At 45.1% G+C, this 21,220-nt stretch carries 24 protein-coding genes; 7 read left to right on the top strand and 17 right to left on the bottom strand.

The window, feature by feature from the left end; translation table 11 throughout:
• Positions 1-278 precede the first annotated feature (278 nt).
• The 10 genes from NDI42_RS03215 to NDI42_RS03170 form a co-directional block, all read right to left on the bottom strand.
• Positions 279-956 carry a Uma2 family endonuclease gene (locus tag NDI42_RS03215; RefSeq protein ID WP_190451298.1) on the bottom strand — a complete coding sequence of 226 codons (678 nt, stop codon included), beginning with the start codon at positions 954-956 and terminating at the stop codon, positions 279-281.
• A 153-nt stretch (positions 957-1,109) separates the two neighbouring features.
• A complete protein-coding gene (locus NDI42_RS03210) occupies positions 1,110-1,775 on the bottom strand; it encodes a hypothetical protein (protein WP_190451296.1) in 666 nt (221 codons plus the stop codon).
• Positions 1,776-1,861: 86 nt separating this feature from the next.
• Positions 1,862-3,526 (bottom strand): serine/threonine protein kinase, encoded by a 1,665-nt coding sequence (locus NDI42_RS03205; RefSeq protein ID WP_190451294.1) that lies wholly within the window; start codon positions 3,524-3,526, stop codon positions 1,862-1,864.
• 190 nt (positions 3,527-3,716) lie between these two features.
• Positions 3,717-3,932, bottom strand: coding sequence for a hypothetical protein (locus NDI42_RS03200; protein WP_190420176.1), 216 nt, complete (start codon positions 3,930-3,932; stop codon positions 3,717-3,719).
• 671 nt (positions 3,933-4,603) lie between these two features.
• Positions 4,604-4,762 carry a hypothetical protein gene (locus tag NDI42_RS03195; RefSeq protein ID WP_190451292.1) on the bottom strand — a complete coding sequence of 53 codons (159 nt, stop codon included), beginning with the start codon at positions 4,760-4,762 and terminating at the stop codon, positions 4,604-4,606.
• Positions 4,763-4,781: 19 nt separating this feature from the next.
• Positions 4,782-5,015, bottom strand: coding sequence for a hypothetical protein (locus NDI42_RS03190; protein ID WP_190451290.1), 234 nt, complete (start codon positions 5,013-5,015; stop codon positions 4,782-4,784).
• A 263-nt stretch (positions 5,016-5,278) separates the two neighbouring features.
• Positions 5,279-5,998, bottom strand: a complete 720-nt coding sequence (locus NDI42_RS03185; protein WP_190451289.1) for a Crp/Fnr family transcriptional regulator — start codon at positions 5,996-5,998, stop codon at positions 5,279-5,281.
• Between the two features lie 487 nt (positions 5,999-6,485).
• Positions 6,486-8,096, bottom strand: coding sequence for a peptide ligase PGM1-related protein (locus NDI42_RS03180; RefSeq protein ID WP_348231362.1), 1,611 nt, complete (start codon positions 8,094-8,096; stop codon positions 6,486-6,488).
• Positions 8,097-8,471: 375 nt separating this feature from the next.
• Positions 8,472-8,990, bottom strand: coding sequence for a hypothetical protein (locus NDI42_RS03175; RefSeq protein WP_190451286.1), 519 nt, complete (start codon positions 8,988-8,990; stop codon positions 8,472-8,474).
• 426 nt (positions 8,991-9,416) lie between these two features.
• The gene (locus NDI42_RS03170) at positions 9,417-10,727 is read right to left on the bottom strand and encodes an aminopeptidase P N-terminal domain-containing protein (RefSeq protein WP_190451284.1); all 1,311 of its coding nucleotides are present in this window, start codon (positions 10,725-10,727) and stop codon (positions 9,417-9,419) included.
• 308 nt (positions 10,728-11,035) lie between these two features.
• Between NDI42_RS03170 and NDI42_RS03165 the strand changes: the two genes are divergently transcribed.
• Positions 11,036-11,578: a carboxymuconolactone decarboxylase family protein gene (locus NDI42_RS03165; protein WP_190451282.1), complete on the top strand. Its 543-nt coding sequence runs from the start codon at positions 11,036-11,038 to the stop codon at positions 11,576-11,578.
• Positions 11,579-11,607: 29 nt separating this feature from the next.
• A complete protein-coding gene (locus tag NDI42_RS03160; protein WP_190451280.1) occupies positions 11,608-12,900 on the top strand; it encodes an adenylate/guanylate cyclase domain-containing protein in 1,293 nt (430 codons plus the stop codon).
• A 39-nt stretch (positions 12,901-12,939) separates the two neighbouring features.
• Here the strand turns inward: NDI42_RS03160 and NDI42_RS03155 are convergent, their stop codons facing one another.
• The 7 genes from NDI42_RS03155 to NDI42_RS03125 all read right to left on the bottom strand — a co-directional run bounded on the left by NDI42_RS03155 (position 12,940) and on the right by NDI42_RS03125 (position 18,004).
• Positions 12,940-13,716 (bottom strand): MBL fold metallo-hydrolase, encoded by a 777-nt coding sequence (locus NDI42_RS03155; RefSeq protein WP_190451277.1) that lies wholly within the window; start codon positions 13,714-13,716, stop codon positions 12,940-12,942.
• An 82-nt stretch (positions 13,717-13,798) separates the two neighbouring features.
• Entirely contained in the window at positions 13,799-14,386 is a 588-nt protein-coding gene (locus tag NDI42_RS03150; protein WP_190451276.1) for an anthranilate synthase component II, read from the bottom strand.
• Between the two features lie 39 nt (positions 14,387-14,425).
• Positions 14,426-14,878: a diacylglycerol kinase family protein gene (locus NDI42_RS03145; RefSeq protein WP_190451454.1), complete on the bottom strand. Its 453-nt coding sequence runs from the start codon at positions 14,876-14,878 to the stop codon at positions 14,426-14,428.
• Positions 14,879-15,001: 123 nt separating this feature from the next.
• Entirely contained in the window at positions 15,002-15,550 is a 549-nt protein-coding gene (gene ybeY / locus NDI42_RS03140) for an rRNA maturation RNase YbeY (protein WP_190451274.1), read from the bottom strand.
• A 17-nt stretch (positions 15,551-15,567) separates the two neighbouring features.
• Entirely contained in the window at positions 15,568-15,780 is a 213-nt protein-coding gene (locus tag NDI42_RS03135; RefSeq protein ID WP_190422872.1) for a DUF3285 domain-containing protein, read from the bottom strand.
• Positions 15,781-16,008: 228 nt separating this feature from the next.
• A protein-coding gene (gene prfB, locus NDI42_RS03130) for a peptide chain release factor 2 (RefSeq protein ID WP_199301523.1) occupies positions 16,009-17,119 on the bottom strand; the annotation gives its coding sequence in 2 pieces (ribosomal slippage) (positions 16,009-17,043 and positions 17,045-17,119; 1,110 coding nt in all).
• A gap of 156 nt (positions 17,120-17,275) precedes the next feature.
• Complete coding sequence (locus NDI42_RS03125; protein ID WP_190451272.1) at positions 17,276-18,004, bottom strand: Bax inhibitor-1/YccA family protein; 729 nt, start codon at positions 18,002-18,004, stop codon at positions 17,276-17,278.
• Between the two features lie 402 nt (positions 18,005-18,406).
• On the opposite strand from NDI42_RS03125, the gene NDI42_RS03120 reads away from it, so the two are divergent.
• The 5 genes from NDI42_RS03120 to NDI42_RS03100 form a co-directional block, all read left to right on the top strand.
• Complete coding sequence (locus NDI42_RS03120; RefSeq protein WP_190451269.1) at positions 18,407-19,192, top strand: RNA polymerase sigma factor SigF; 786 nt, start codon at positions 18,407-18,409, stop codon at positions 19,190-19,192.
• A 380-nt stretch (positions 19,193-19,572) separates the two neighbouring features.
• Positions 19,573-20,082: a hypothetical protein gene (locus NDI42_RS03115; protein WP_190451267.1), complete on the top strand. Its 510-nt coding sequence runs from the start codon at positions 19,573-19,575 to the stop codon at positions 20,080-20,082.
• A gap of 4 nt (positions 20,083-20,086) precedes the next feature.
• A complete protein-coding gene (locus tag NDI42_RS03110; RefSeq protein WP_190451265.1) occupies positions 20,087-20,782 on the top strand; it encodes a hypothetical protein in 696 nt (231 codons plus the stop codon).
• A gap of 27 nt (positions 20,783-20,809) precedes the next feature.
• Complete coding sequence (locus NDI42_RS03105; RefSeq protein ID WP_190451263.1) at positions 20,810-21,067, top strand: hypothetical protein; 258 nt, start codon at positions 20,810-20,812, stop codon at positions 21,065-21,067.
• A 53-nt stretch (positions 21,068-21,120) separates the two neighbouring features.
• A partial coding sequence (locus NDI42_RS03100; RefSeq protein ID WP_190450560.1) for an IS1 family transposase occupies positions 21,121-21,220 on the top strand: 100 nt, incomplete at its 3' end.

Here is a 21,220-nt window from a genome sequence, read left to right as displayed (position 1 = left end):
GATGATTTTAATCGCATTATATATTTATTGCTAACAATCAGGCTTTCCTATGGCACAGCAACAGGTTAGGAAAACATCCTCATCTCAAGTAACTAGAATATTAAGGTGAAGTGATTATATCGGCTAAACGCAGACGAAAAACCAATATTGCAATAAGGGTAAAAAAGGTGAAGATGCCGCTTGCATAGCTCGTGCGATCGCTATATGTTTACTATAGGCTGGCGCGATCGCGCAAATTGCAGCTTAGTTCAAATTACCAGAATCTCCCATAGCTTAATTTAAACTACAGAATCGGGATCTACGCCCATAGCACGAAGTTGTTCTGCAAGACGTTGGGCGCGTTGTTCTGCAACTTGGGCGCGTTCTTCTGGTGTTAGGAATCTTTGCCCAAGCTCATCGTACCAGTACAACCACTCCCGCGTTATTCCTAGATAAGTTCCGCGTTCTGCACCAATACTTAAACCAACTTCAGGTAGCCAAACAGGATTACCCGGTTGCAAAACGTATTCGCCATCAACTAAACGATGAACTTCTAGGTGCGGCTTGCGGCGACGTTGAGGATTGTAAATTACGTAGTATAAAACACCCAAATCTGCGTATTCTTGCTTTTTCTTGGTATATTCGCCGCGATAAGTCTGAGAGACAACTTCTAGTATCATAATCGGGACGCGCTCTTCTTCCCAAATTGCATAACTTAAGCGCAATCCTTCATCAAAAATTCGCTCAACTCCTAAGCTGAGAAATCCATCTGGTACAATTGCAGGCTGATCGGGATCGTAGTAAATCCCCATGTCAACGCCAAAGAACCAATCCATGCGATCTGGCCAAGCCATAGCTAATATGGCTTTCAGCAAACCGGGAATTAAATCTTGCAGTTCATTATCCACGGGTGTCTCGTCAGAGTCGAGTAGTTCTTCGGAGGAAGGAAAATATTTTGGTGATTTGTACTCTAACATGACGGATCTCCCCTGGACTACTAACTCTATGATACGTAGGTGGAGATAAATATTATAATTTGTAGGTTGGTTTGAGCAACCTCACCCAACTTTTCTGTTGTGTGAGGTTCCAAGGGTTAAACCTACGCAGATTGATATTTTTTTTATATCTTTTTAGTCGCAGACTACAAAAGTTTTTTTGCCATCTACGAAGTAAAGTGCCTCAGAACAGTAACCTAGAGAACTTATATCTAACTGTTTGGGTGGTGCATCTGTTTGGCTTCCTTTCCACAGTTCAATCGCTGGTTTCTCTATATAGGTTTTTTGTTCTGGAGAACCTGGTTTCAAAGGGCTATAATCACGGGCTGCTAAACCTTTTTCCCCTGCTGGTTTGAAATCCATTGAGGTATAAATTACACCTGCTTCTGGTTTGGTGATGCGCTTGTAATCTTTGACGAAATCTCGCTGAAATTTCCCATCACCTTGATTCAGCGACATTTGAAACCGGAAATCACCGAGTTCTTCACTCACTAACAACATGGCGTAGTCTTTTAAACCATCTTGATTAAAATCAGCCGAGAAAATGCTGCAAGTAAATTTTTGTTTTGAATTTCCACTAGCTTGAAACTGGCGTATTGCGGGAATAAAATCAGCTTCTTGTGCAAGACGAAATTCCCCAAGAGATGCTTTGACAGGTTGCGGTACTTCTCCTTGACACTGCACATCTGGTAACTCAGCAGTTGGAGAATTTGCGATCGCGGATTGGTTAGACTGCGGTGTAGAGGTACAAGCAGCTAAGCTGAGAGCCAATAGCGCTATTAGGGAAAGTTTATTTATCATAAGTTGACAATAAAATTTGTGTACTTAAGTACAGATCCCCCAATGCGATCGCGTGTTCCGGAAATTTACGCAGACATAGCACCGCATCATCGCCAGCCCAACCAACGCAGAAAAGGTACAACGATGTAGTAACTCACGCCCAACCAGAAGGCAGTAGTGACACCCAAAATCCCAAAAAAGCCAAGGGTGACTAAAGGAGCGGATGCGGTAGGGATGAAGGTATAAGCTTGTAAAGCAGTCAAGACTCCAGCTGTGCCAGCTGCGGCAATAACAGCGTGAACCAGTTGATGGCTAGGCAAACCTAAGCCAAGGGTTAAGGGGCCGACTGCAAATCCAATCAACGTTACTAAGCGCAGCACCGATCCATAAGGCATCACATGGCAAATCAGCCACCCTAAGCCGTAGCCGAAAACGCCCATCAGCCCAGCCACTAAACGCCGCTTGCGCTGTCCAAAGCCTCCCGCTTCGGTAAGACCCCAAGCTGTCCCCCAGCCAGCAGCAGCAAACAGCAGAACCGCTTGCCCTACGTGGGGGGGAATATAGGGAAAAATCGGGGGTAATTGGGCGAGAATAGCAGCGAAATTCGCACCCAACGGCAATACATAAGCCAAGAAAAAGCCAGTTGCGGCAAACACACCAGCGCCAATACCGCCGACAATCATTTCCCAAAGCGTATCTAAACAAGCTTGTAAGGTTTTGGCGATCGCGCGAACAACGAAAAGAGTAATTTGACCTACAGCTGTCAGGATAGATGCGATCGCTATCGCCACCAGCTTCAGACTTGTGCGGGCAAAGGAAGCGATCGCCCCGGAAAAAGACTGCGGTACGTTACTGGGTATCGTCTTCATTGAAGAAACCCCAGTCAAACGCTGCTGAATCTGGGCCGCACTTGCTGGTCGCTGGCGCACATCGTCTTTTACCATGTCATCCAGCAAGTCAGCCAAATCAGGGCTAATCGGGGCGCAATGTCGCCACCTCAACTCACCACTCGCTGTATCTTCCAAATCCGGCGGATATTGCCCACTCAGTAAGTGAATCATCGTCTTACCCAGTGCGTAAAAATCTGCCGCAGGCCCCACCCCACTCCCCATAATCTGTTCTGGCGGACTGTAACCGGGAGAAATCAACCGCGTCGAACTAGCAACAGAACCCAGCTGCACTGTGCCAATTTGTTTCGCACCCCCAAAATCAATCGCCACCAGCTGCCCAGTTTCTTGACGCAGCATCAAGTTAGAAGGCTTGATATCGCGGTGAATAATATTGCGGCGATGCAATTCCTCTAAAATCTCTAAAGCTTGGTTGAGCCAATTGCGTACCAGCGATTCTGGACACCCTTGGGGATACCGATCCAGAATATCCTGCAAGGTTTGACCGTTGATTTTTTCCATCACCAGACAAGGTAGCTGGCGCTTGCCTAAGTCCACCACAAAATAGCTATCTGGCTCCACTCTGGGAACGCCCGGATGATTTAGACTTGCTAAGACTGCCGCTTCTTGCTCAAACAGTTCCAGCGCCTTCGGTAAAGATTCCAGCAAAACCTTCAGCACTCGTTCTCTTGACAGGTGCAAATCCCAGATTGTGTAAATCGCGGCGAATCCCCCAACTCCGAGAGGCTGGATGGGAACATAACGATGCAACAGTTGTAACGGTGCGCCGCAACTGTTGCAAAATTTGTTTCCCCAAACCTGGGGATAAGGACGCGGACAATCTGGATTTATGCAGTGAATCGCACTCTGTACAGACTGGGTCACAACCACACGAAGACACAGGGCTACACTCGATTCTATCCGACCGCAAGATACGAATCAGGAAACGTTCTCCGACGAGCAGACAGAATCTACAGGCGTTGAGCGTGGCCCGGGTTCATCATGGATCAATACAGAAAATTAAATTGTACATATACATAGCTTGTCAAACGCCTCTTACGTTTGTGCCAAATACTCACTTAATGGAAAGATTGTTAGCTTCCTGCCATTGAGTCCATGCTGAATGCAAGTCCTCTTCTATAAAACCCTTTTTCCCTGGGTTTAAAGCTTCCGATAAAAGCACTTTCAGTGTTGGCGAATAAACTCCGTTAACCATTTCATGCCCGTAACCAATCACTTTGCCAATATGCCCAGTTTTTTGATTCACAACATCAGTACCAATATCGAACATAACTGCCTTCCTTCTTTGAGATTTATGCCCCTAAGTTAGCGATTATCTTCAATATTGACTTCCGTCAAAAGAACGAGCCATTTCAGCCATATAACAATTATATTAATAAGTTACTTGAGATTTAAAATATAAAGGAAACATATTAGTTATATAAGATTTGCTTTCTCTTGATTATTCTGGAGATAAATTTTCAAGCAACCTACAAGAGCTGCTGCTTGTTTAATTCGGTTGTGGTAAAATCTCCTCTAAGGAAGATATATTTGTATAACCAAATACCGTCCGATAAAGAATGATTGTAGGAAAAGATTGATAAGAAAACAAAACTCAAAAAAGGCTTTTGAGCTTTCGCTATGGAAGCCGGAAACCAGGCTAGTAGTTAGCGTAAGCTGAGTTGTGAGAACCTCACCTAACAAAACATAAGCCTTTGTTGGCTACGAAAGCCTGAGCCTAAGAGGATTTCTGAAAAGTAATAATCGAGACGCTTCTAGGGTGGAGCTCCCCCTAAATCCCCCTTTTTAAGGGGGACTAAGACTTGATTTTCCCCCCTTTTTTCTAGCGCAGCGGCGCGTTAGCGCGGGGGCTGGGGGGATCAAAACTTTTGACACTTCCCAGACATCCTGTAACATAAAATTGTTTTTTACAGCGCCTGATATTAAAAACTTTGAATTAACCTAGCTGAGGGAAGGAACTTGATTTAGGTTATTAAGAATTTCTCCAACTAATTGCCTTTGTTTTGGAGAGAGTTTTTGCCAACCCTGCCCCCAGAGGTCTATCATTTTTTTGTTAATATCATCATCGTATTTAGCAGCTAGGCGTGTGGAATTATTCATAGTTAACCTCCTGTTACCTTTAACCGGAACATTGGGTAGCGCTCTGACGCGGTTGTATTGAGGGTTGTATTGAGTAAAAATAGCTGGCATAGGTCAATCGATTTTGGATTTGGGATTGACTTTGCCGATGTTTTTGACGGGAGCGCAACGCTTCTGGAGATTTTAAATTGAAGGTTTGTTCTGCCCTTTCTGAGTCAGGCTTGTACTGTTGGCAAAGGAAAGTGCGTAGCGCATAGATGTAAGTGACCTCCATCCTGGCATCGGCTCTCGCCCAAAATCCAAAATTGCTACTGAGAACTTCCAATCTGGAAATATTAAGAATAAACGCGATCGCTATCGCAATTCTGTACGCTTCCCGACATAAAAGCCAAATTAAAAAGAGGTCATCAACTTCCCTAACGGCTATTGTTAGCCTCGATTTCCGAGCCTGTAATATTAAGAATAAATGCGATCGCTATCGGAGTTCTGTACGCTCTCAGACAAAAAACCCAAATTACAAAGAGGTCGTCAGCAAATCTAATCGCTCCCTTTACCTAGCAACCGATCGTACTCGTTTTTAATCACCCCATAACACTCGCAAGCGGTTGCTTCCAAACTCTCCCGATCGAGGATGGTAATCTTACCACGGCTGTAGCGGATCATTCCCGCTTGGCTTAGGGTGCCAGCAGCCACCGTGACACCGGAGCGGCGTGCGCCTAACATATGAGAGAGAAATTCCTGAGTCAACGGTAGCACGTCTGATTCCATGCGATCTTGGACGTTGAGCAGCCAACGGGCAAGCCGCTCCTCTATCGTATGCAGGCGATTGCAGGCAGTAGATTGGCAGGTGTGAGTAAATAGCGCTTGCGTATAGCGCAGCAGCAAGCTGTGAAGTGTATCACCCCGGTTGAACTCGGTTTTCAGATGCTCGGCTTTCATCCGCATGGCAGTGCCTGAGATTTGCACCATCGCTTCGTTGATCGTGGTCTTACCTCCCCAGCATACGGGAAGACCAATCATGCCTTCTTTGCCCACCAGACCTACTTCGACTATCGTGCCGTTTTCCATGAAGGTGATCAAAGAACACAATCCCTGATTGAAAAAATAGACGTGTTCAATCAATTCGCCAGCGTTGTAGAGAACTTGCTCCCGTGATAGCGAGACGAGTTCTAGGTGAGGAATAAGGCGCTGGTACTCGGTTTCTGGTAGGGCGGCAAGTAGTTGATTTTTTATTGGAATATCGGATTGAGATGACATTAGGAGGCTCCGTATGTAGTCGCGTGTTTAGAACAAAACAACTAACGGCACAAGGAGAGCAATTAATAACCCGATCCGAATGTCAAAAGCGTAGTCTCTAAAAATGAAGTTGCACACTCTTTAGTTATAGCAGCGTATGCAGTGTGAGCAGCGATCGCTTAGAGGATGTGTGAATTATCTATATGACGCTGAAATCTTAGAGATCCCGTCTAGCCCCCCTTAAAAAAGGGGGAAGATTTCCCCCTTTTTTAAGGGTGATTTAGGGGGATCTCTAAGAGGATGTCTGAGAAGTGTCAAAAGTTAGTTTGATCCCCCCAGCCCCCCTTGAAAAGGGGGGACAATCAAGTCTTAGTCCCCCTTTTTAAGGGGGATGCAAGGGGGATCTCCACCCTCTAAGCGTCTCGATTATGACTTTTCAGACATCCTCTAACCTATAGCGTTTGAAAAGTGCTTTTTCAAACATCCTCTTATTTTCATTACCCCAGTTTTAGCCGTTCCCTCTCCAAGTAATCGGGGGAATCGGATAAAATGACGAGTTGAAATAATTAGGGCGAATTTTAGTTTCTTCGTCCAGCACTTTTTCTACCTTGTTGTAAATTTCTTCTGCCTGTTGCATGGAATCGCCAATACTGGTTAATCCCAGCTTGCCGAATTCGGAAAGACAACCCATGAGATGGAAAACGGTGCCTGTTTCAGTACCAGTATCAAAATGCAATTTGTGATGGGCAATGATATCCATTAAGTCGTTTGGCAGCAGTCCTCGGTAACGGTCTTTTTGCAGATTGTCGGTGGCGATGTAGTATTTTGGACGACCTTGTTTGCTGTAAAATAAACCAGTCGAGAGGTCGTAGCGACCGTTTGTTAACAGCTTGAGGGTCATAAAAGGATGGGTAGTGCCGCCTTTTCGCAGGTTAATTTCTATTGCTTGCAGCTCCCATTGTCCCTCTTCTGCGTCAGGGTGGCGAACGGCGACAAAATCAACGCCGAAGCGTTCTAAGGCTCCTTTTTCTGCTAGTTTCTTGCCTACTTTTAATCCCAATTCTTGCAAGCGTAATCGATAAGTTTCATCGGCTGGGAAGCGACAACCAAGGTAAATTTGACCGTCAGGGCCTCCTAAAATTTGGTCGTGAGTTGAGAGAATTTCTACTTTTCCATCGGGTGTGATGCGACCTTGAACGCTGGGACTCCGCTTAATGTCTCCTTCGATGAAAGCTTCTACAATTGCTCCTAATTCTGGGATGCGACCAGAAAAATTTTCCCAGGTTTCAGCTTTGGCTTGAAAGCCGAGAAATGGCAAGCGATCGCTTATTGCCTCCATTCGTTCTTGATGGGAAGCTTTCTGGGGTGCTAGTTCCTGAATCGGTCTTAAGTCCAGAATTGCATTTGCTTCGCCGGAAATTCCTTCATTGAGTTTGACAACCATTCGCTGTAAAGTCGGCTGTCGTTCCCATAAATCGACTGCTGCTTGTGTCAGTTCTTGAGCATTCCAGACGCTACTGCTACCATCGGGATGAGGAACCCCACTCTCTGCAAATATTTGCCGAGAGCCACTTTTAGTTCCCCAATCCTGCAAATCCGGATCGCAAGCATACAAAGGTACGCCCAGTGCTAGAGACAGTTCCCTTTCCCAAGGGCTACTGTTGTAACAAATCATATAAGACTTTTCTAGCTGCAAGGCTTGCCGAATTCGCTCCATTAAGCGGGGACGCTCTAAAATTTTTTGAGTTAGAGGTTTAAGGGAGGAGTCGTAAGCGGAAAGTAGCAGCAAGCGATCGCGTGCGTGAGAAAACGGAATTCCCGGTAGCAGTTGTAAATAGTAATCAATTACGCTGGGATGCAACGGCTGGGAGGTAACGTAAATTAGCCTGGTTCGGGGGTTATGCAGGCGAATTAACGAAAATAAAAGTCGCTCCTCGTAGTGATGAGATCCTTCAATTTTCAGCAGTTCTCGCTGATCGATACTCAAAGAAGGAATCACCACAATATCAGCATCGCTGTTGTCAAAAAGTTCGGTAGTATGCCAAACTTCGCGCAGCTGGTTTTGAAGATGTCGGAATTGCTCCGCCAGATCGGCGGTAGTCACATTTTGTGTTACCAAAGTATTTGCCTTGCTCCCATCGCGCCCCATAATTGCGATTTTACCTAGATAACAGGCAAAATATCGGTTTTACGACATAAAACTGTAAGTCGGTTTTTCCAAAAAAGCAACCCCTAACTCGACGAGGTGCGTTAGGGGTTGCTTTCCATCGGTTCACCATCATCAAAAATCAAGTCAGCGGGAGGTGTGGGGGTTCCCACTAATTTTCAACCGCTGCGTAGGATCTTGTCTGGTTTGCTGTTGTTTTTGACATCATCGCACTCCCTACTAAGTTTTCTTTTGACTATAGATTTAACGTTTTTAAACTAAAGCTGGAATTTGTAATTGTTCTGAACTCAAAATAGTGATGTATAAAAATATGCCTAAAGCTTCTACCTACCTAATCAATAGAATGGCAATAAACCTTGTTAACGCATCTTTGACCGTAAACCAATCTTTGTCCTTTACCAGTAGATTACCATCTTTCCCCTTTTCATTCCTTAAGATTGTTTGCGCGATCGCATCCATTTTATCTTCTGATATCTCTGCTGTGCCAACTTGATTGCGTAAATCATAGGCGCAACTATTACGTAACTCCTGCTGTATATTTTCCAGTTCTTGACAATACTCTTTTGTTTTCTGTATTTCCAAATTCAGCTCTTGTTTTAGATCCTCCACTTCTTGCGTTAGACTCTTCACCTGTTCCCCTGATATCTCCAAGTCTTCTTCAAGTGCTGAAAATTCTGCCATCTCAACACTGCTTTCTTCACTAAAGCAATCCTCATTGCTTTTTCGAGCGTTTTTAACTAATAAATCAATCGTTTCACTAGGGTTGTCTTGCTGGTTAAGCCAGTGTATAGTTTCTGGCAAAAGTTTAAGCAATTTTGTGTAAATCCTGGTAGAATAATTAGGCATATATTTAAACTCTTTGATTACATAAAAATCTTTATGTACTGTTATTTATTACTAGCTTTACCACTTAATAATTATAAATTCCTCCCCTAGATAGAAGAAGATATTATGAACGGGTTGCGCCAATCGTAATACAATTTATTTTACTTCTTTAGATATAAATATCCTTAAATGGAAGATATCTTTAGAGAATTTAAAAAGCTTGCATTATTTTCCAAATTACATCTACAAGCGAGTTATTGCCAAAATACTTGGCCGGCTGGGAATCCATTTTCCAGATGTAGGAACGAGATCGCCCTTGTCTCTACATACATTAAAATGTATGTAGAGACAAGGGCGATCTCGTCTGTTTGTTTGTCGATTAAAAAAGAACTGAAATCCTTTACCAGCCCTATGAAAGAGGACTCTTAAGGAGAAACGGAATTATCTTCACGCTTCTAATTCCTCCACCAATTTAGGCACTGCTTGTGTCAAAACCTCATGTCCTGACTCAGTGACTAAAATATCATCCTCAATTCGGATGCCAATACCGCGCCACCTGTCATCTATGGCTGGCTGTCCTTCGACAGGTTGCACATCAAGTCCAATATAAAGTCCCGGTTCAACCGTCAGCACATGACCGGGTTGCAAACTTTGCCAGACTTCCTCGCCGTGCTTGTAAACACCTGCATCGTGGACATCTAACCCCAGCCAGTGTCCGGTACGGTGCATATAAAAAGGTTTATATTTCTCTTCTTTGATGATTTCTTCAATATCACCCGCCAGAAGTCCCAAATCCATCAAACCTTCTACCAGCACCCGCACTGCTGTATCGTGAAATAAATTATAAGGATTGCCTGGTTGAACTTGCGCGATCGCTTGTAATTGCGCTTCTAATACAATCTCGTAAAGTATCTTTTGTTCTGCCGTAAATTTGCCCCCAACCGGGAAAGTGCGCGTGATATCCCCGTTGTAATATTTGTAACAACAACCTGCATCAATCAGCAGCAAATCATTATCCTGCATCTGCCGATCGTTCTCAATGTAGTGCAGCACGCAGGCATTAGCACCAGAGGCAACAATTGAGGGATAAGCTGGCCCCATCCCACCCCGCTTTCTGAAGATATGTTCTATTTCCGCCTGAATTTCGTACTCGTAACACCCTGGTTGCGCGAACTCGCGCGCGTGGTTATGTGCTTCTACTGAGATGTCAGCCGCTCGACGTAACAATTCTAACTCAGCGGGACTTTTCACCAGCCGCATCGCATGAAGGACGGGGTTTGTGTCTTCAATGGCAATTGGCCCCGTACCGCGTTTGGGATAACCCGCCATTAAACGCTGCCAGTGTTTGATAATCGTATCGTTGAAAGCGCGATCGCGTCCCAAATGATAATAAATCCGATCGGCTTTTTCTAAATACTGGGGCAGCTTCTCATCAAGTTCCGCAATCGGGTAAGCTTCATCCGCCCCATAAAATTCTTTTGCTGCATCCACACCAACCCGATATCCCGTCCAAACTTCCTTCTCCCGTTCCTTCGGCTGCACAAAGAGAATAAACTTGTGTTCAGCGTGGTGTGGTGCTAAAACTGCCACCGCCTCCGGTTCATTAAACCCCGTCAAGTAAAAAAAATCACTATCCTGCCGAAAAGTGTACTCGACATCGTTGTGCATAACAGCTACTGGCGCACTACGGAATATGCCCGTTCCGTTGCCAATTTTTGCCATCAACTGCTGGCGGCGATCGCGGTATTCTGCTTGCATAACCTTAATTCTATTAGTTTTAGGAATTATATCTTTTTATTTTATCGGTTCATTCCTTATCTAATCTTTAAATGCAGTAATCTATGTCCACAAAAATTAGCTAATAATTAATAATACAGAGCATTGTCTTATCAATCCTGTTATCCTTTGAGGACAACAGAGTGCTATTTGCGGGTGCAACTACTAATAAGCCGAATTCTCCTGTCCGGGCTTTGTAAGACCCGAAAACTGGAGATCAGGGTAATCAAATAAAGATTTTACACACTTGTATCATTTTACACCTGCATAAACAAACACAAGAGGCACCAATGGCTCACTTTTCTATCAAGGAACCAGATGAAGTAACCGATTTAAAAGTTAAGGAAGTTTACGACGAAATTTTAACAGAATTAGGGTTTGGCATCGTTCCCAACATTTTCAAATCGATGGCTATCAATCCCGACTTATTAGAAGCCAACTGGAAAAAGTTTCGCGCCACTATTCTCAAGGGAGACGTACCCCGTACCCTCAAAGAAATGATTGGGGTCGCCATCTCCCAAGCCAATAATAGTCCCTATGCCTTAAACGTTCATCTGCATGGATTATCAGCCCTGGGGATGAGTGAAGAAGTCCTCAAGACGTTAGTTTCAGACTTTGCGGCTTGTCCGCTACCAGCCCGTGAAAAAGCCGTAATCACCTTTGGCTTAAAAGCCGCCACCCAACCGCACGATTTAACTGATGCAGATTACCAGCAGTTGCGTTCGTTGGGGTTAGACGAGTCAGAAATTTTCGAGATTATTGGCACAGCTGACTTATTCACCAGCATAAACCGCTATACGGACGCGATCGCCCTGGAAATCGACTCATTATAAATATACAATCACCCTATCCTCCCAACTCCATGAATGGCAATGGGCTGGAAAAGCAAGAACGCGAACCACTGCTGCTGATAGCCCGCCGTCTACTGGCTGAAACTCAAGCGCTATCGACCCGCATCGCCGCCGTGAATGAAATTGCCACAGCGATCAATCGTTCCCTTAATCTAGATGAGATTTTGCGAGTCGTAGGCAAACAAGCCAAATGGTTGCTAGATTTTGAGCATTGTAGCGTTTACATTTGTCATAGCAATTCTTGTCGGCTAGTGACATTGTTTGGTTCTCCTGTGGAATTGGACGCGGCTAGGGTTATAGAGGATAGTCCTCTGGGGCGTGTCATGAAAACGGGTCAACCGCAACTAATTAAAGAAGGTTCAATGGCAGCTTTTTTAGCACCCTACGCCTCCCAGCTGATTATCCCATTGGTAAGCGATCGCTCTTTAGTAATGGGTACAATCAACTTTGCCACCACTTTACCGAAAGCTTACACGCTGGAAGATGTGCGGATCGGCTATTTACTAGCTTTACAAATATCAGCAGCAATTCGCAACGCCAACTGTTTTGAAGAGTTAAATCAGCTAAATGCTCAACTAGAGGCAGAAAAACGCAAATCTGACCAACTACTATTAAACATCCTGCCAGCAGGTGTTGCTGATGAACTGAAAAGCACAGGTAGAGTAAAACCTGTTTATTATGAATCCGCCTCAGTTCTATTTACCGACTTCAAGAACTTCACTAACTTAGCCGAACAACTGCCACCCCAAGAGTTAGTAGATGAACTAGATTATTGCTTTTCTGCTTTCGATATGGTAACTGAAGCACAGAATCTAGAAAAATTAAAAACAATTGGTGACAGTTATATGTGTGTTGGCGGAATCCCCACTCCCAACCGCACCCATGCGATTGATGCCGCCCTATCCGCCTTACAAATTCGAGAATTTATGCAATGGCGGCGACAAGAAAAAATTCAAAACAATCATCCCTACTGGGAAATTCGCATCGGCATTCACTCAGGCCCGTTATTAGCAGGTGCAATCGGACACAAGAAGTTTGCTTATGATGTTTGGGGAGATACTGTTAATATTGCATCCAGAATGGAATCATCTGGTGTTCCCGGAGGCATTAATATTTCGGAAACAACTTTTCAGTTAATCAAAGATTTTTTTGAATGCGAATATCGGGGTAAAATCGATGCAAAAAATAAAGGTGACATCGATATGTATCTTGTCACCCGTATCAAAGAAAATTTATCGTTAGATCCCAGGGGTTTGTTACCCAATGAGAAATTTAATCAACTTTATTCAGTCATTAACGAGTAGTTCTCGTTCCCAGGCTGAGGCGGGGAACGAGGATGTAATTTAAAATTTATAACTCATCAATGCGATCGCGCTCCCATTACTCGGCAAATCTCCTGGCTTAACCGTCAGCGTGTCACCAACACGACGTATCGGCATCCCATCCATCAACGCCAAAAACTCATCCACAGCCACAATATCGCACTTAGCAGGATCGGCAGCTTGCGTCCGGTAATGCGTCGGAATCACCAACTTCGGATTGAGAACTTGTATCGCCTGTTTTGCTTCCGTTGGCGTGTAAGCTTTCGCGCCTCCCCCCACTGGAACCAGCACTACATCAGGACGACCCATCAGAATTTTCTGCTCAATCTCAATCGGTGCCGCTGCACCCCCCAAATGCAGAACATTAATTCCCCCTTGCGTCCAACGCCAAGCCACATTCGTCCCAAAACGTCGTCCGCCCTCGCGGTCTTTGCTAATGCTAATCCCTTGAAGTTTTAAATTATCAACTTGATAAGCTCCCGGTTCGTAGATTAATTTCGGATTCCCCGGTAGCCCTTCCACCCCGCCTTCATCAAGCAATAGACTGCTGACTAACACCAAATCTGCCGCCACCTTAGATGAACGATAGCCAGATGTGCAGCCCAAATTCTGAAAGGGATTCACCAGAACTCGTTTGCCGCCCCCAGTGAACAAAAAGCTGGTATGCCCCAGCCACTTAATAGAAAGTGAATCACCAGATGTCTGCGCCTGATAACTTTCAAATCCAGAAGCCAAGCCTGTTCCTAAAGCTGCAAGCAAGCCCGCCCCAGCATACTGGATCAACTGTCGCCGTTTCATCAAGATTTAGTCCTCAGTCATTAGTTCTTTACTAATAGCTAATAGCAATACTAATCAACAATTAGCTATTAGCTATTAGCTTCTAAAGTGATTCCAGAAAGTTTCGCAACAACTGTTTTCCTGAAGTCGTCAAAATACTCTCTGGATGAAATTGGACGCCCTGAATATGCGGATAGTTCCGATGCCGAACGCCCATGATTGTGCCATCCTCCACCCAAGCCGTAATTTCTAGGACATCTGGGCAGGTTTGGCGGTCAATCACCAAACTATGATACCGGGTAGCGGTAAAAGGATTGTCTAATCCTTTAAACACGCCCGTATCTGTGTGATGGATGGGAGAAGTTTTTCCGTGCATCAACATTGGCGCAGAAACCACCTCGCCACCGAAAACCTGACCAATACCTTGATGGCCCAGGCAAACGCCTAAAATTGGCACAGTGGAGCCTAGTTCTTGAATTAGTTGTTGGGAAACTCCAGCATCTTCCGGACGGCCTGGCCCCGGAGAAATCACGATTCCATCTGGCTTAGCAAGGCGGATTTGCTCCAGAGAGATTTGGTCATTTCTATATACCTTAATCTCAGACGCTACAGGCAGTTGTGCGCCCAGCTCTCCCAGGTACTGCACTAGGTTATAGGTGAAACTGTCGTAGTTATCAATAACGATAATCAAACTTTATCACTCCTTCTTGGCTCAATCCTCAGCACTTTTTTAGCGCAGCGCCGACTGAATCAAAGCTACAAGTGGGGGTAGCATTAGCGAAGTGGCTACCAACACTGACACCAGCGCCGAAATCAGAACAGCACCAGCGGCACAGTCTTTGGCAATTTTGGCAAGTTCATGATAGGACTGCTTAACCGTTAAGTCAACGACCGACTCAATCGCGGTATTTAATAATTCCATTGCCAGCACCAGCCCAATTGTCAAGCCAATCACCGCCATTTCCACAGGTTGGAGATGCAAAAAGACACATATAGCCATCGCTCCTGTGCCTATGACTACATGGATGCGAAAATTGCGCTGGGTAACAAAGGCATATCGGAGTCCAGCCCAAGCATATTTAAAACTAATCAGTAAGTTGGGAGCAATTCGCCAAGATAAATCCCGGTTTGGTTTCACCACATCAGAGCAGTTAATCGAAGGTGTTGAAAGTTCTTGAGGCATGGCAGCGTTTTTTTCTTGCCTAAAGGAAATTAACCATTGATCCAGCTTCATAACCGGGAAACTCCAATCCGGGATACGAACAATTGCATCAACCTAGAATATTACAACTTGCGGCTGTTGGATCTAATTCAGCTGGATATCAAGACCAATAATCTGAAGTAAAGTTTCCTGCTGATTTAACATTTCACTTAAGCTATCTTCATCGGGATGATCCCAGCCGAGAAGATGTAGCAAGCCGTGAGCAGCTAACCAAGCTAGCTCGGTTTTTAATGGATGTCCTTGTTGTTGAGCCTGGCGAATTGCCGTATCCACAGAGATCGCGATATCCCCCAGATACAAAGGCGTATCCTCCATTAATTCGACTGGTTGAGGACAGTCTACCTCTAAGGAGGCAAAAGCCAGCACATCTGTCGGTTTATTTTGCTGACGGTACTGAGAATTAAGCGCCTGCATTTCCTCATCGTCGGTGAGGCGCAGACTCAGTTCGTAAGCATCCCCTGGTGGAATATCCGGGTGCAGACTTTCCATCCAGCGATAAAACCAGATTTCCCAAGTTTCCGGGGCGATTCCCTCCGGGGTAGCTTCGCTTGCGGCGCTATTAAATGAGTTGTCAACAGCAGCAGATGCACTGGAAGAGAAAAAACAATCTTGTACGCTGACTTCAACTTGCACTTTTGTCTAACTTGTCGTTAACGAGTAATGTAGGACAAACCAATCAGAACAGCTAACAAACCAACGGTTGTCAGTGCGAAGTGTTGCAAAGAAGTACCCCGCTTTCGCACCATGTTTCGCATTGCCAGCTTAACGTAGCTGGGTTTAGCTTCGGTCGAAGCTGCTGGCGATTCTGGCAAGTTTTCTGAATTTTGTGGTGCCACTGGGGACGGTGAGGATGGGTTGCTCATGAGAAGCGTTTACTTAAGGTCAAAGAGTGAGAAACCATTGTTTCCCTAAATGTAACAGTTTGTTTCTCTATTCAGGGCATTATCTAGCTATCTTCCAGAGTAAGCCTGGGAATGCCGAAGTGAGGCAGTTACCTTTCACGATCAACTGGGGAGGCAGAACGTCTATTGTGAGCGTTCCCAGGCTGATCCTGGGAACGAGAAGCCTACACCTACAATTGATTGCCTTTTTTAAGCCAGTTGATTTTCTTGGCGCAGATAAGCTTCAATGAACGGGTCAATTTCGCCGTTCATCACATCAGCGATCGCAGTCGTTTCCACACCCGTCCGCAGATCCTTTACCATCTGGTACGGATGGAAGACGTAGTTACGAATTTGGTTGCCCCAAGCTGCCTCCACCATATCGCCGCGAATGTCGGCAATTTCCTTGGCGCGTTGCTCTTGGGCAACAATCAGTAACTTAGCCTTGAGGATGGCAAGACCTTTTTCTTTGTTTTGCAGCTGACTTCGCTCCTGGGTACAGCGCACGGCAATCCCAGTGGGAATGTGAACGATCCGCACCGCCGTTTCCACTTTGTTGACATTTTGCCCACCTTTGCCACCAGCTCTGGTAGTAGTGATTTCCAAATCCTTGTCTGGAATGTCCAAAGTGACCGATTTATCCAGAGTTGGCATCACTTCCACTCCAGCGAAGCTAGTTTGCCGCTTGTCGTTGGCGTTGAAAGGCGATATCCGCACCAGTCGGTGAGTTCCTTTCTCTGCCTTTAGGTAGCCATAAGCATAACGCCCGTCAATTTCCAAAGTGGCAGATTTTATCCCGGCTTCATCTCCCTCCGATATTTCCGCTAAGGTGACTTTGTAGCCGCGATCTTCTGCCCAACGGGTGTACATCCGCAGCAACATTTCCGCCCAGTCTTGAGCGTCTGTACCGCCTGCACCAGCGTTAATACTTAGCACTGCTCCGCTTTGGTCGTATGTACCAGAAAGCAGCTGTTGCAACTCCCAGCGGTCGAGTTCCTGATTGAGCTTGGTAACGTTAGTTTCCGCTTCCGCCAGGAGTGCGGTGTCAGTTTCTAACTCCAGCAGTTCTACGACAGCCTTAGCATCTTCCAGATTGTTTTTCCAATCCTCAAATTGCTGTAAGTGGGATTTCAGGTCATTGAGTTCTTGGAGAGTTTTCTGTGCAGCAGTTTGGTCATCCCAAAATTCCGGTTGAGCTGCCAATTGCTCCAAGTCTTGAATTTTAGCAGTCAATGCAGGAACGTCAAAGATAGTCCTGAGTTTTACCCAGGCGATCGCACAACGTTTCGACTTCTCGTTTAATGTCTAGTAGTTCAATCATTGTTTCGAGCTTTTTCCGATGAGCGCTTGGTAGTAAAGTTGCACTCTTTTCGATCTTAGCTGGAGTCTTTACTTTCTATGTATAAGAAAAAACCGTAGCTTTTGATATTTAAGCCACGGTTTCAAGCTTATTTTAGTTCGTGTAACCTTTTGCTTATTAATCGCGGCTATTGAGCGCGATCATCAAGCGCAAAATGAAAATGAACAGGTTGATGTACGTTAAATACATCGACAAAGCGGCAGGTAGATACTCATCGTTGCGGTAGGTGCGCGGCAGGATGTAGAAATCCACCACAGCAGCACCTGCAAACAAAAACACGCCAATGCCAGAAATGGCAATTTCTAGCCAGGTGGGTGTATAGACACCAAAGAAGGACAACAGCAGCTGACCCACTAGCACAACAATTAGGGCGATGATGCCTAGCTGTACAGTTTTAGTCAAAGCCATGCCGTCTTGGTCAGACAGGTTAGAACCAATCTGCCGTGCTGCAATAAAGGTAATGCCGCAACCGAGGGCTGCAAAACCAATTCCTTGCAAACCGACTCCAGATGTCCTCAACGCGATGAACAACAACCCACTCAGGGTATAGCCAGACAGCAGGCTGTAGGTAGCCAAAAGCGGCAGAGCAACGCTCTTGTTACCTTTTGCGGCAACGTTTTGGGCAACGAAGAAGAGAGCAAATTCTGCAATCAGCGCCACCCAGAAGGTTGGCATGAATATCTCTGGATTGGAACGGAGAACGCCAAGACCCCCGTAGCTGCCAAGTGCGGTTAAAACAAGTCCAGCGCCTACGTAAGGTAGGGCATTGGCAATCACATTGGGGCCAACGAGCGCGTGATCTTTAGCCTCACGTATCGCTTGACGGAAGTTGCTGGTGTTACTCATGGGACTTCCTCAGAACTAAACCAATAATTTACAAAAAAGGATTACCTTCCAATTCAATTGTGGCGTAGACCTTAAGTCTTCTGCTACTGGGTTCCCACTCAAGGATCTCGCGGCTTGTTTTAAAAGCTTAATTTCATGTCCATCCCTCATAGGGAATTAGATTGCTGCCTCGCTGAGACTGTACACAAATTCAGCCATAGACAGCTCTATAGACAAGCTCCGGCCGAACTAAGGCGCAATTTACGTATATATGCTGACATTTGGGAGGAAGTCCTCTGTGAATTCCGTAATCCAACGATGGTGCGTAGCTCCCCGTCTAAAGAAAATAAGTTCAGGTGAAACGAAAAAGATTTAGCGATCGCCCAATTTCCTAAACGGGCTGGTATTACAGAGGCTTTGACAATGGCGACTCAACCTTCTTGCAGCTCCGATTCGATGGAACTTTTAATTAAATACTCTAGAAATCCATCCGTTGAAGTTCGCAATCGACTGGTGGAGTTAAATATGGGACTGGTGAGGAAAATTGCTCACCGAGTCAGCTATCAGTGTTCTGAACCTTATGAAGATTTGGAACAACTCGGCTATCTCGGTTTGATGCGGGCGATTGAGAGATTCAACCCTCATCAAGGTTATGCTTTTAGTTCCTTTGCGGTTCCTTATATTCGCGGTGAGATGCTGCATTTTTTGCGCGACAGGGGCGGCGTGATGAAAATGCCTCGTCGCTGGCAGGATCTCCAGCAAGAAGGGCAAAAAGCGCGTAAAGATTTGGCACAAACTTTAGGGCGTTCGCCAAAAGAAGCTGAAATTGCCGAAGCACTCAAAGTATCCCTGGACGAGTGGAATGAAAGTAAGGTGGCGACTCAAAACTGCCGACCACTAAGTTTAGATACTATCGTTTATCAGCAGTTTGATTTTCAGATTACGTTGGGAGAAACGCTGCCTGACGCTCGCTATCAAAGCTTGCAACATCAAGAAGAAGAACGGCAAGAGCTGGAAGGCGCGATGAGCCATCTGGATAACAAAACTAAGGCGGCTATTGATTTAGTTTTAGTCCGCGATCTTCCCCGCAAAGAAGCGGCTAAACGCATCGGTGTCAGTCCGATGACGGTGACGCGACATCTACAAAGGGGCGTGGAGCATTTGGTATCTGTATTGCAATCTCAAACGCCAGAACGTTTGGCTAGTTAGAGGTAAAAAGCAATAGGTGGTGTAAATTGCCTTTTTTAGAGTAGTCGCCAGTTAAATATTTGTAGAGAGTTTTTAGGGTGGCATACACCCTATTTTTTTTGTTTGCTTTTATACAAATTTTTTTGCCTAACGCCTGAAGACACGGCTACACAAACAAAGCCTATTTAAGCAGGCTTGAAGAGGGCGATCGGATTGTAGTTTTATCCGGTATTTGCACGGTAGCGATCACATATAAAATTTTACATAATATAATCAAAGACTTTTGAGTTTGGGCTTCCTAAACTAGGAAGCTCATCAACAAGCCCATTCAAGTTATGAGAGGTTAAATGAATCTGCGTAGGTTTATATCCGGTCTAATTGTAGCAACACTCCTAGTTTCTATGGCAAGTGACGCACAGGCTCAAAATCGTCGCTCCTCCGGAGTTGCTTCTTTGGGTGAGATGGGGTGTCGCAGGATAGGAGGGATGGGAGGATACAATCCTGTAAATGAGGATGTTTCTATAGGACGTGAGATATTTAGAGCTGTTGCGTATCTGGGAAATTCAGACTTCGGTCAAAACGCCTGGGGAATTTATAAAGATCGTCCTACTGAAGTTGCTTGTAGGCTAGCAGCAGTGAACGCACGTCCCCAATTTAAAACCTTAACCCTGTCGTTTGGATTCTCTCAAACTTCTGATTTACTTGATGGTTCTGTAATTGTTCGGCTTTCAGTGTACAAAGATGGGAATTTTTACGGAGAGCAAACTATTAGTAAGGGAGATAAAATTCGTTGGCCCATAGATGTTACCAATACCCGTACTCTAGCGCTGGAAACTCAATGTGTTAGAGCCAAACAAGGTCGGAACTCTTGCCCCAATATTTGGTTGATTGAGGATATTTTAAGGAAATAAATCAATGAATCGCAGAAAATTTATCCAGTATGGTACGTTGGGGAGTGCTTCATTCGCTGTTAACTTGGGTTTACAGAATCCTCAGCAGGCAGATGCCTTTTTGTTTTTCCTGCTGGGGGGCGCAGTCATGGAGGCTGCTTTTGGGGGTTTGCTCCAAGGCGCATTTGCCTTAGCTCGTCGCGCTTGGGGACGGCGCACTCAGGAATGGTATGACCGGCGGCTAGAAGCTCAATTGGCTCAAAGTCAATTTCTCGGTAACAGTTTTACCAATGTTGCTGTAGCAGAAGTAAATAGTCCTCAGTATTCTATTGTGTTGGCTGCTCAACGTCGCGAGCAACTGGGTGACAATGTTGCTTTCAGTTTTCCCCAAATGCGAGACAGCGAACCTAGTGTCGCATCATTTGCTGGGCCTGCTTCTCTTGGTATGGCTATTGCAGCCGAGTACCTTCAAAAGAATCAAAGAATGAGTCCCCAAGAGGTGCAAGCAGCAATTTTGCCAAGATATCAAGACTATAACGATTTTACTTCTTGGTCAAAGCCCACAAGCTATACAGCTTATTCCAACATTGCTTCACAAGATGGCGTTTTAATTGAATATCGCGTTGTCAAACCAGGGAAGGGAGGTCACGGCATTATTGACGTTACAGTGAATGCCAATCGTCGGATTGAAATTCCATCCATTCAAGTGAAATACGCATAGTTATTGGAAGTTTTGGTGTTAAATATTATGTCTAAACGCTGGTTATCTCCATCAATTGCCTTGCTAGTTTTACTCTCATTGTTGGGCGAGTCTAGCTATGCTTACACACAGCAGATAGTTACTTCACCTACGCCGTTAAGCTCAGAAGTAGCTCGAATACCTGTCAGAATTTTTCAACGTGTACGTAATAGAATTTTGGGTACAGGTTGGCTGGGACGAATGAACCGTAGCCGTGTCAAAGAATGGGTGAATGGTGGGGAAAGAGGTCTGGGTAGTCCTGCATAGTAATGCTAATGAACTATAATTTTAATTATTCAACCTACCGTAATTTTTAGCTTATGCAATGCCCCAAGTGCGACTCTCAATACGTTGTAAAAAATGGTCATACTCACACTGGTAAACAAAATTTTAAATGTCGAGATTGTGGCAGACAATTTG

This window comes from Funiculus sociatus GB2-C1 (genome assembly GCF_039962115.1).
GTDB lineage: Bacteria > Cyanobacteriota > Cyanobacteriia > Cyanobacteriales > FACHB-T130 > Funiculus > Funiculus sociatus.
The sequence above is the reverse complement of the archived record's forward strand: the minus strand, read 5'-3'. Positions and strand labels throughout refer to the sequence as shown.

Coding starts and splice junctions, on each gene's coding strand:
- NDI42_RS03215 (WP_190451298.1), bottom strand. CDS start 956: ATGTTAGAGTACAAATCACCAAAATATTTTCCTTCCTCCGAAGAACTA.
- NDI42_RS03210 (WP_190451296.1), bottom strand. CDS start 1,775: ATGATAAATAAACTTTCCCTAATAGCGCTATTGGCTCTCAGCTTAGCT.
- NDI42_RS03200 (WP_190420176.1), bottom strand. CDS start 3,932: ATGTTCGATATTGGTACTGATGTTGTGAATCAAAAAACTGGGCATATT.
- NDI42_RS03195 (WP_190451292.1), bottom strand. CDS start 4,762: ATGAATAATTCCACACGCCTAGCTGCTAAATACGATGATGATATTAAC.
- NDI42_RS03190 (WP_190451290.1), bottom strand. CDS start 5,015: ATGGAGGTCACTTACATCTATGCGCTACGCACTTTCCTTTGCCAACAG.
- NDI42_RS03185 (WP_190451289.1), bottom strand. CDS start 5,998: ATGTCATCTCAATCCGATATTCCAATAAAAAATCAACTACTTGCCGCC.
- NDI42_RS03175 (WP_190451286.1), bottom strand. CDS start 8,990: ATGCCTAATTATTCTACCAGGATTTACACAAAATTGCTTAAACTTTTG.
- NDI42_RS03170 (WP_190451284.1), bottom strand. CDS start 10,727: ATGCAAGCAGAATACCGCGATCGCCGCCAGCAGTTGATGGCAAAAATT.
- NDI42_RS03165 (WP_190451282.1), top strand. CDS start 11,036: ATGGCTCACTTTTCTATCAAGGAACCAGATGAAGTAACCGATTTAAAA.
- NDI42_RS03160 (WP_190451280.1), top strand. CDS start 11,608: ATGAATGGCAATGGGCTGGAAAAGCAAGAACGCGAACCACTGCTGCTG.
- NDI42_RS03155 (WP_190451277.1), bottom strand. CDS start 13,716: ATGAAACGGCGACAGTTGATCCAGTATGCTGGGGCGGGCTTGCTTGCA.
- NDI42_RS03145 (WP_190451454.1), bottom strand. CDS start 14,878: ATGCCTCAAGAACTTTCAACACCTTCGATTAACTGCTCTGATGTGGTG.
- NDI42_RS03135 (WP_190422872.1), bottom strand. CDS start 15,780: ATGAGCAACCCATCCTCACCGTCCCCAGTGGCACCACAAAATTCAGAA.
- NDI42_RS03125 (WP_190451272.1), bottom strand. CDS start 18,004: ATGAGTAACACCAGCAACTTCCGTCAAGCGATACGTGAGGCTAAAGAT.
- NDI42_RS03120 (WP_190451269.1), top strand. CDS start 18,407: ATGGCGACTCAACCTTCTTGCAGCTCCGATTCGATGGAACTTTTAATT.
- NDI42_RS03115 (WP_190451267.1), top strand. CDS start 19,573: ATGGCAAGTGACGCACAGGCTCAAAATCGTCGCTCCTCCGGAGTTGCT.
- NDI42_RS03110 (WP_190451265.1), top strand. CDS start 20,087: ATGAATCGCAGAAAATTTATCCAGTATGGTACGTTGGGGAGTGCTTCA.
- NDI42_RS03105 (WP_190451263.1), top strand. CDS start 20,810: ATGTCTAAACGCTGGTTATCTCCATCAATTGCCTTGCTAGTTTTACTC.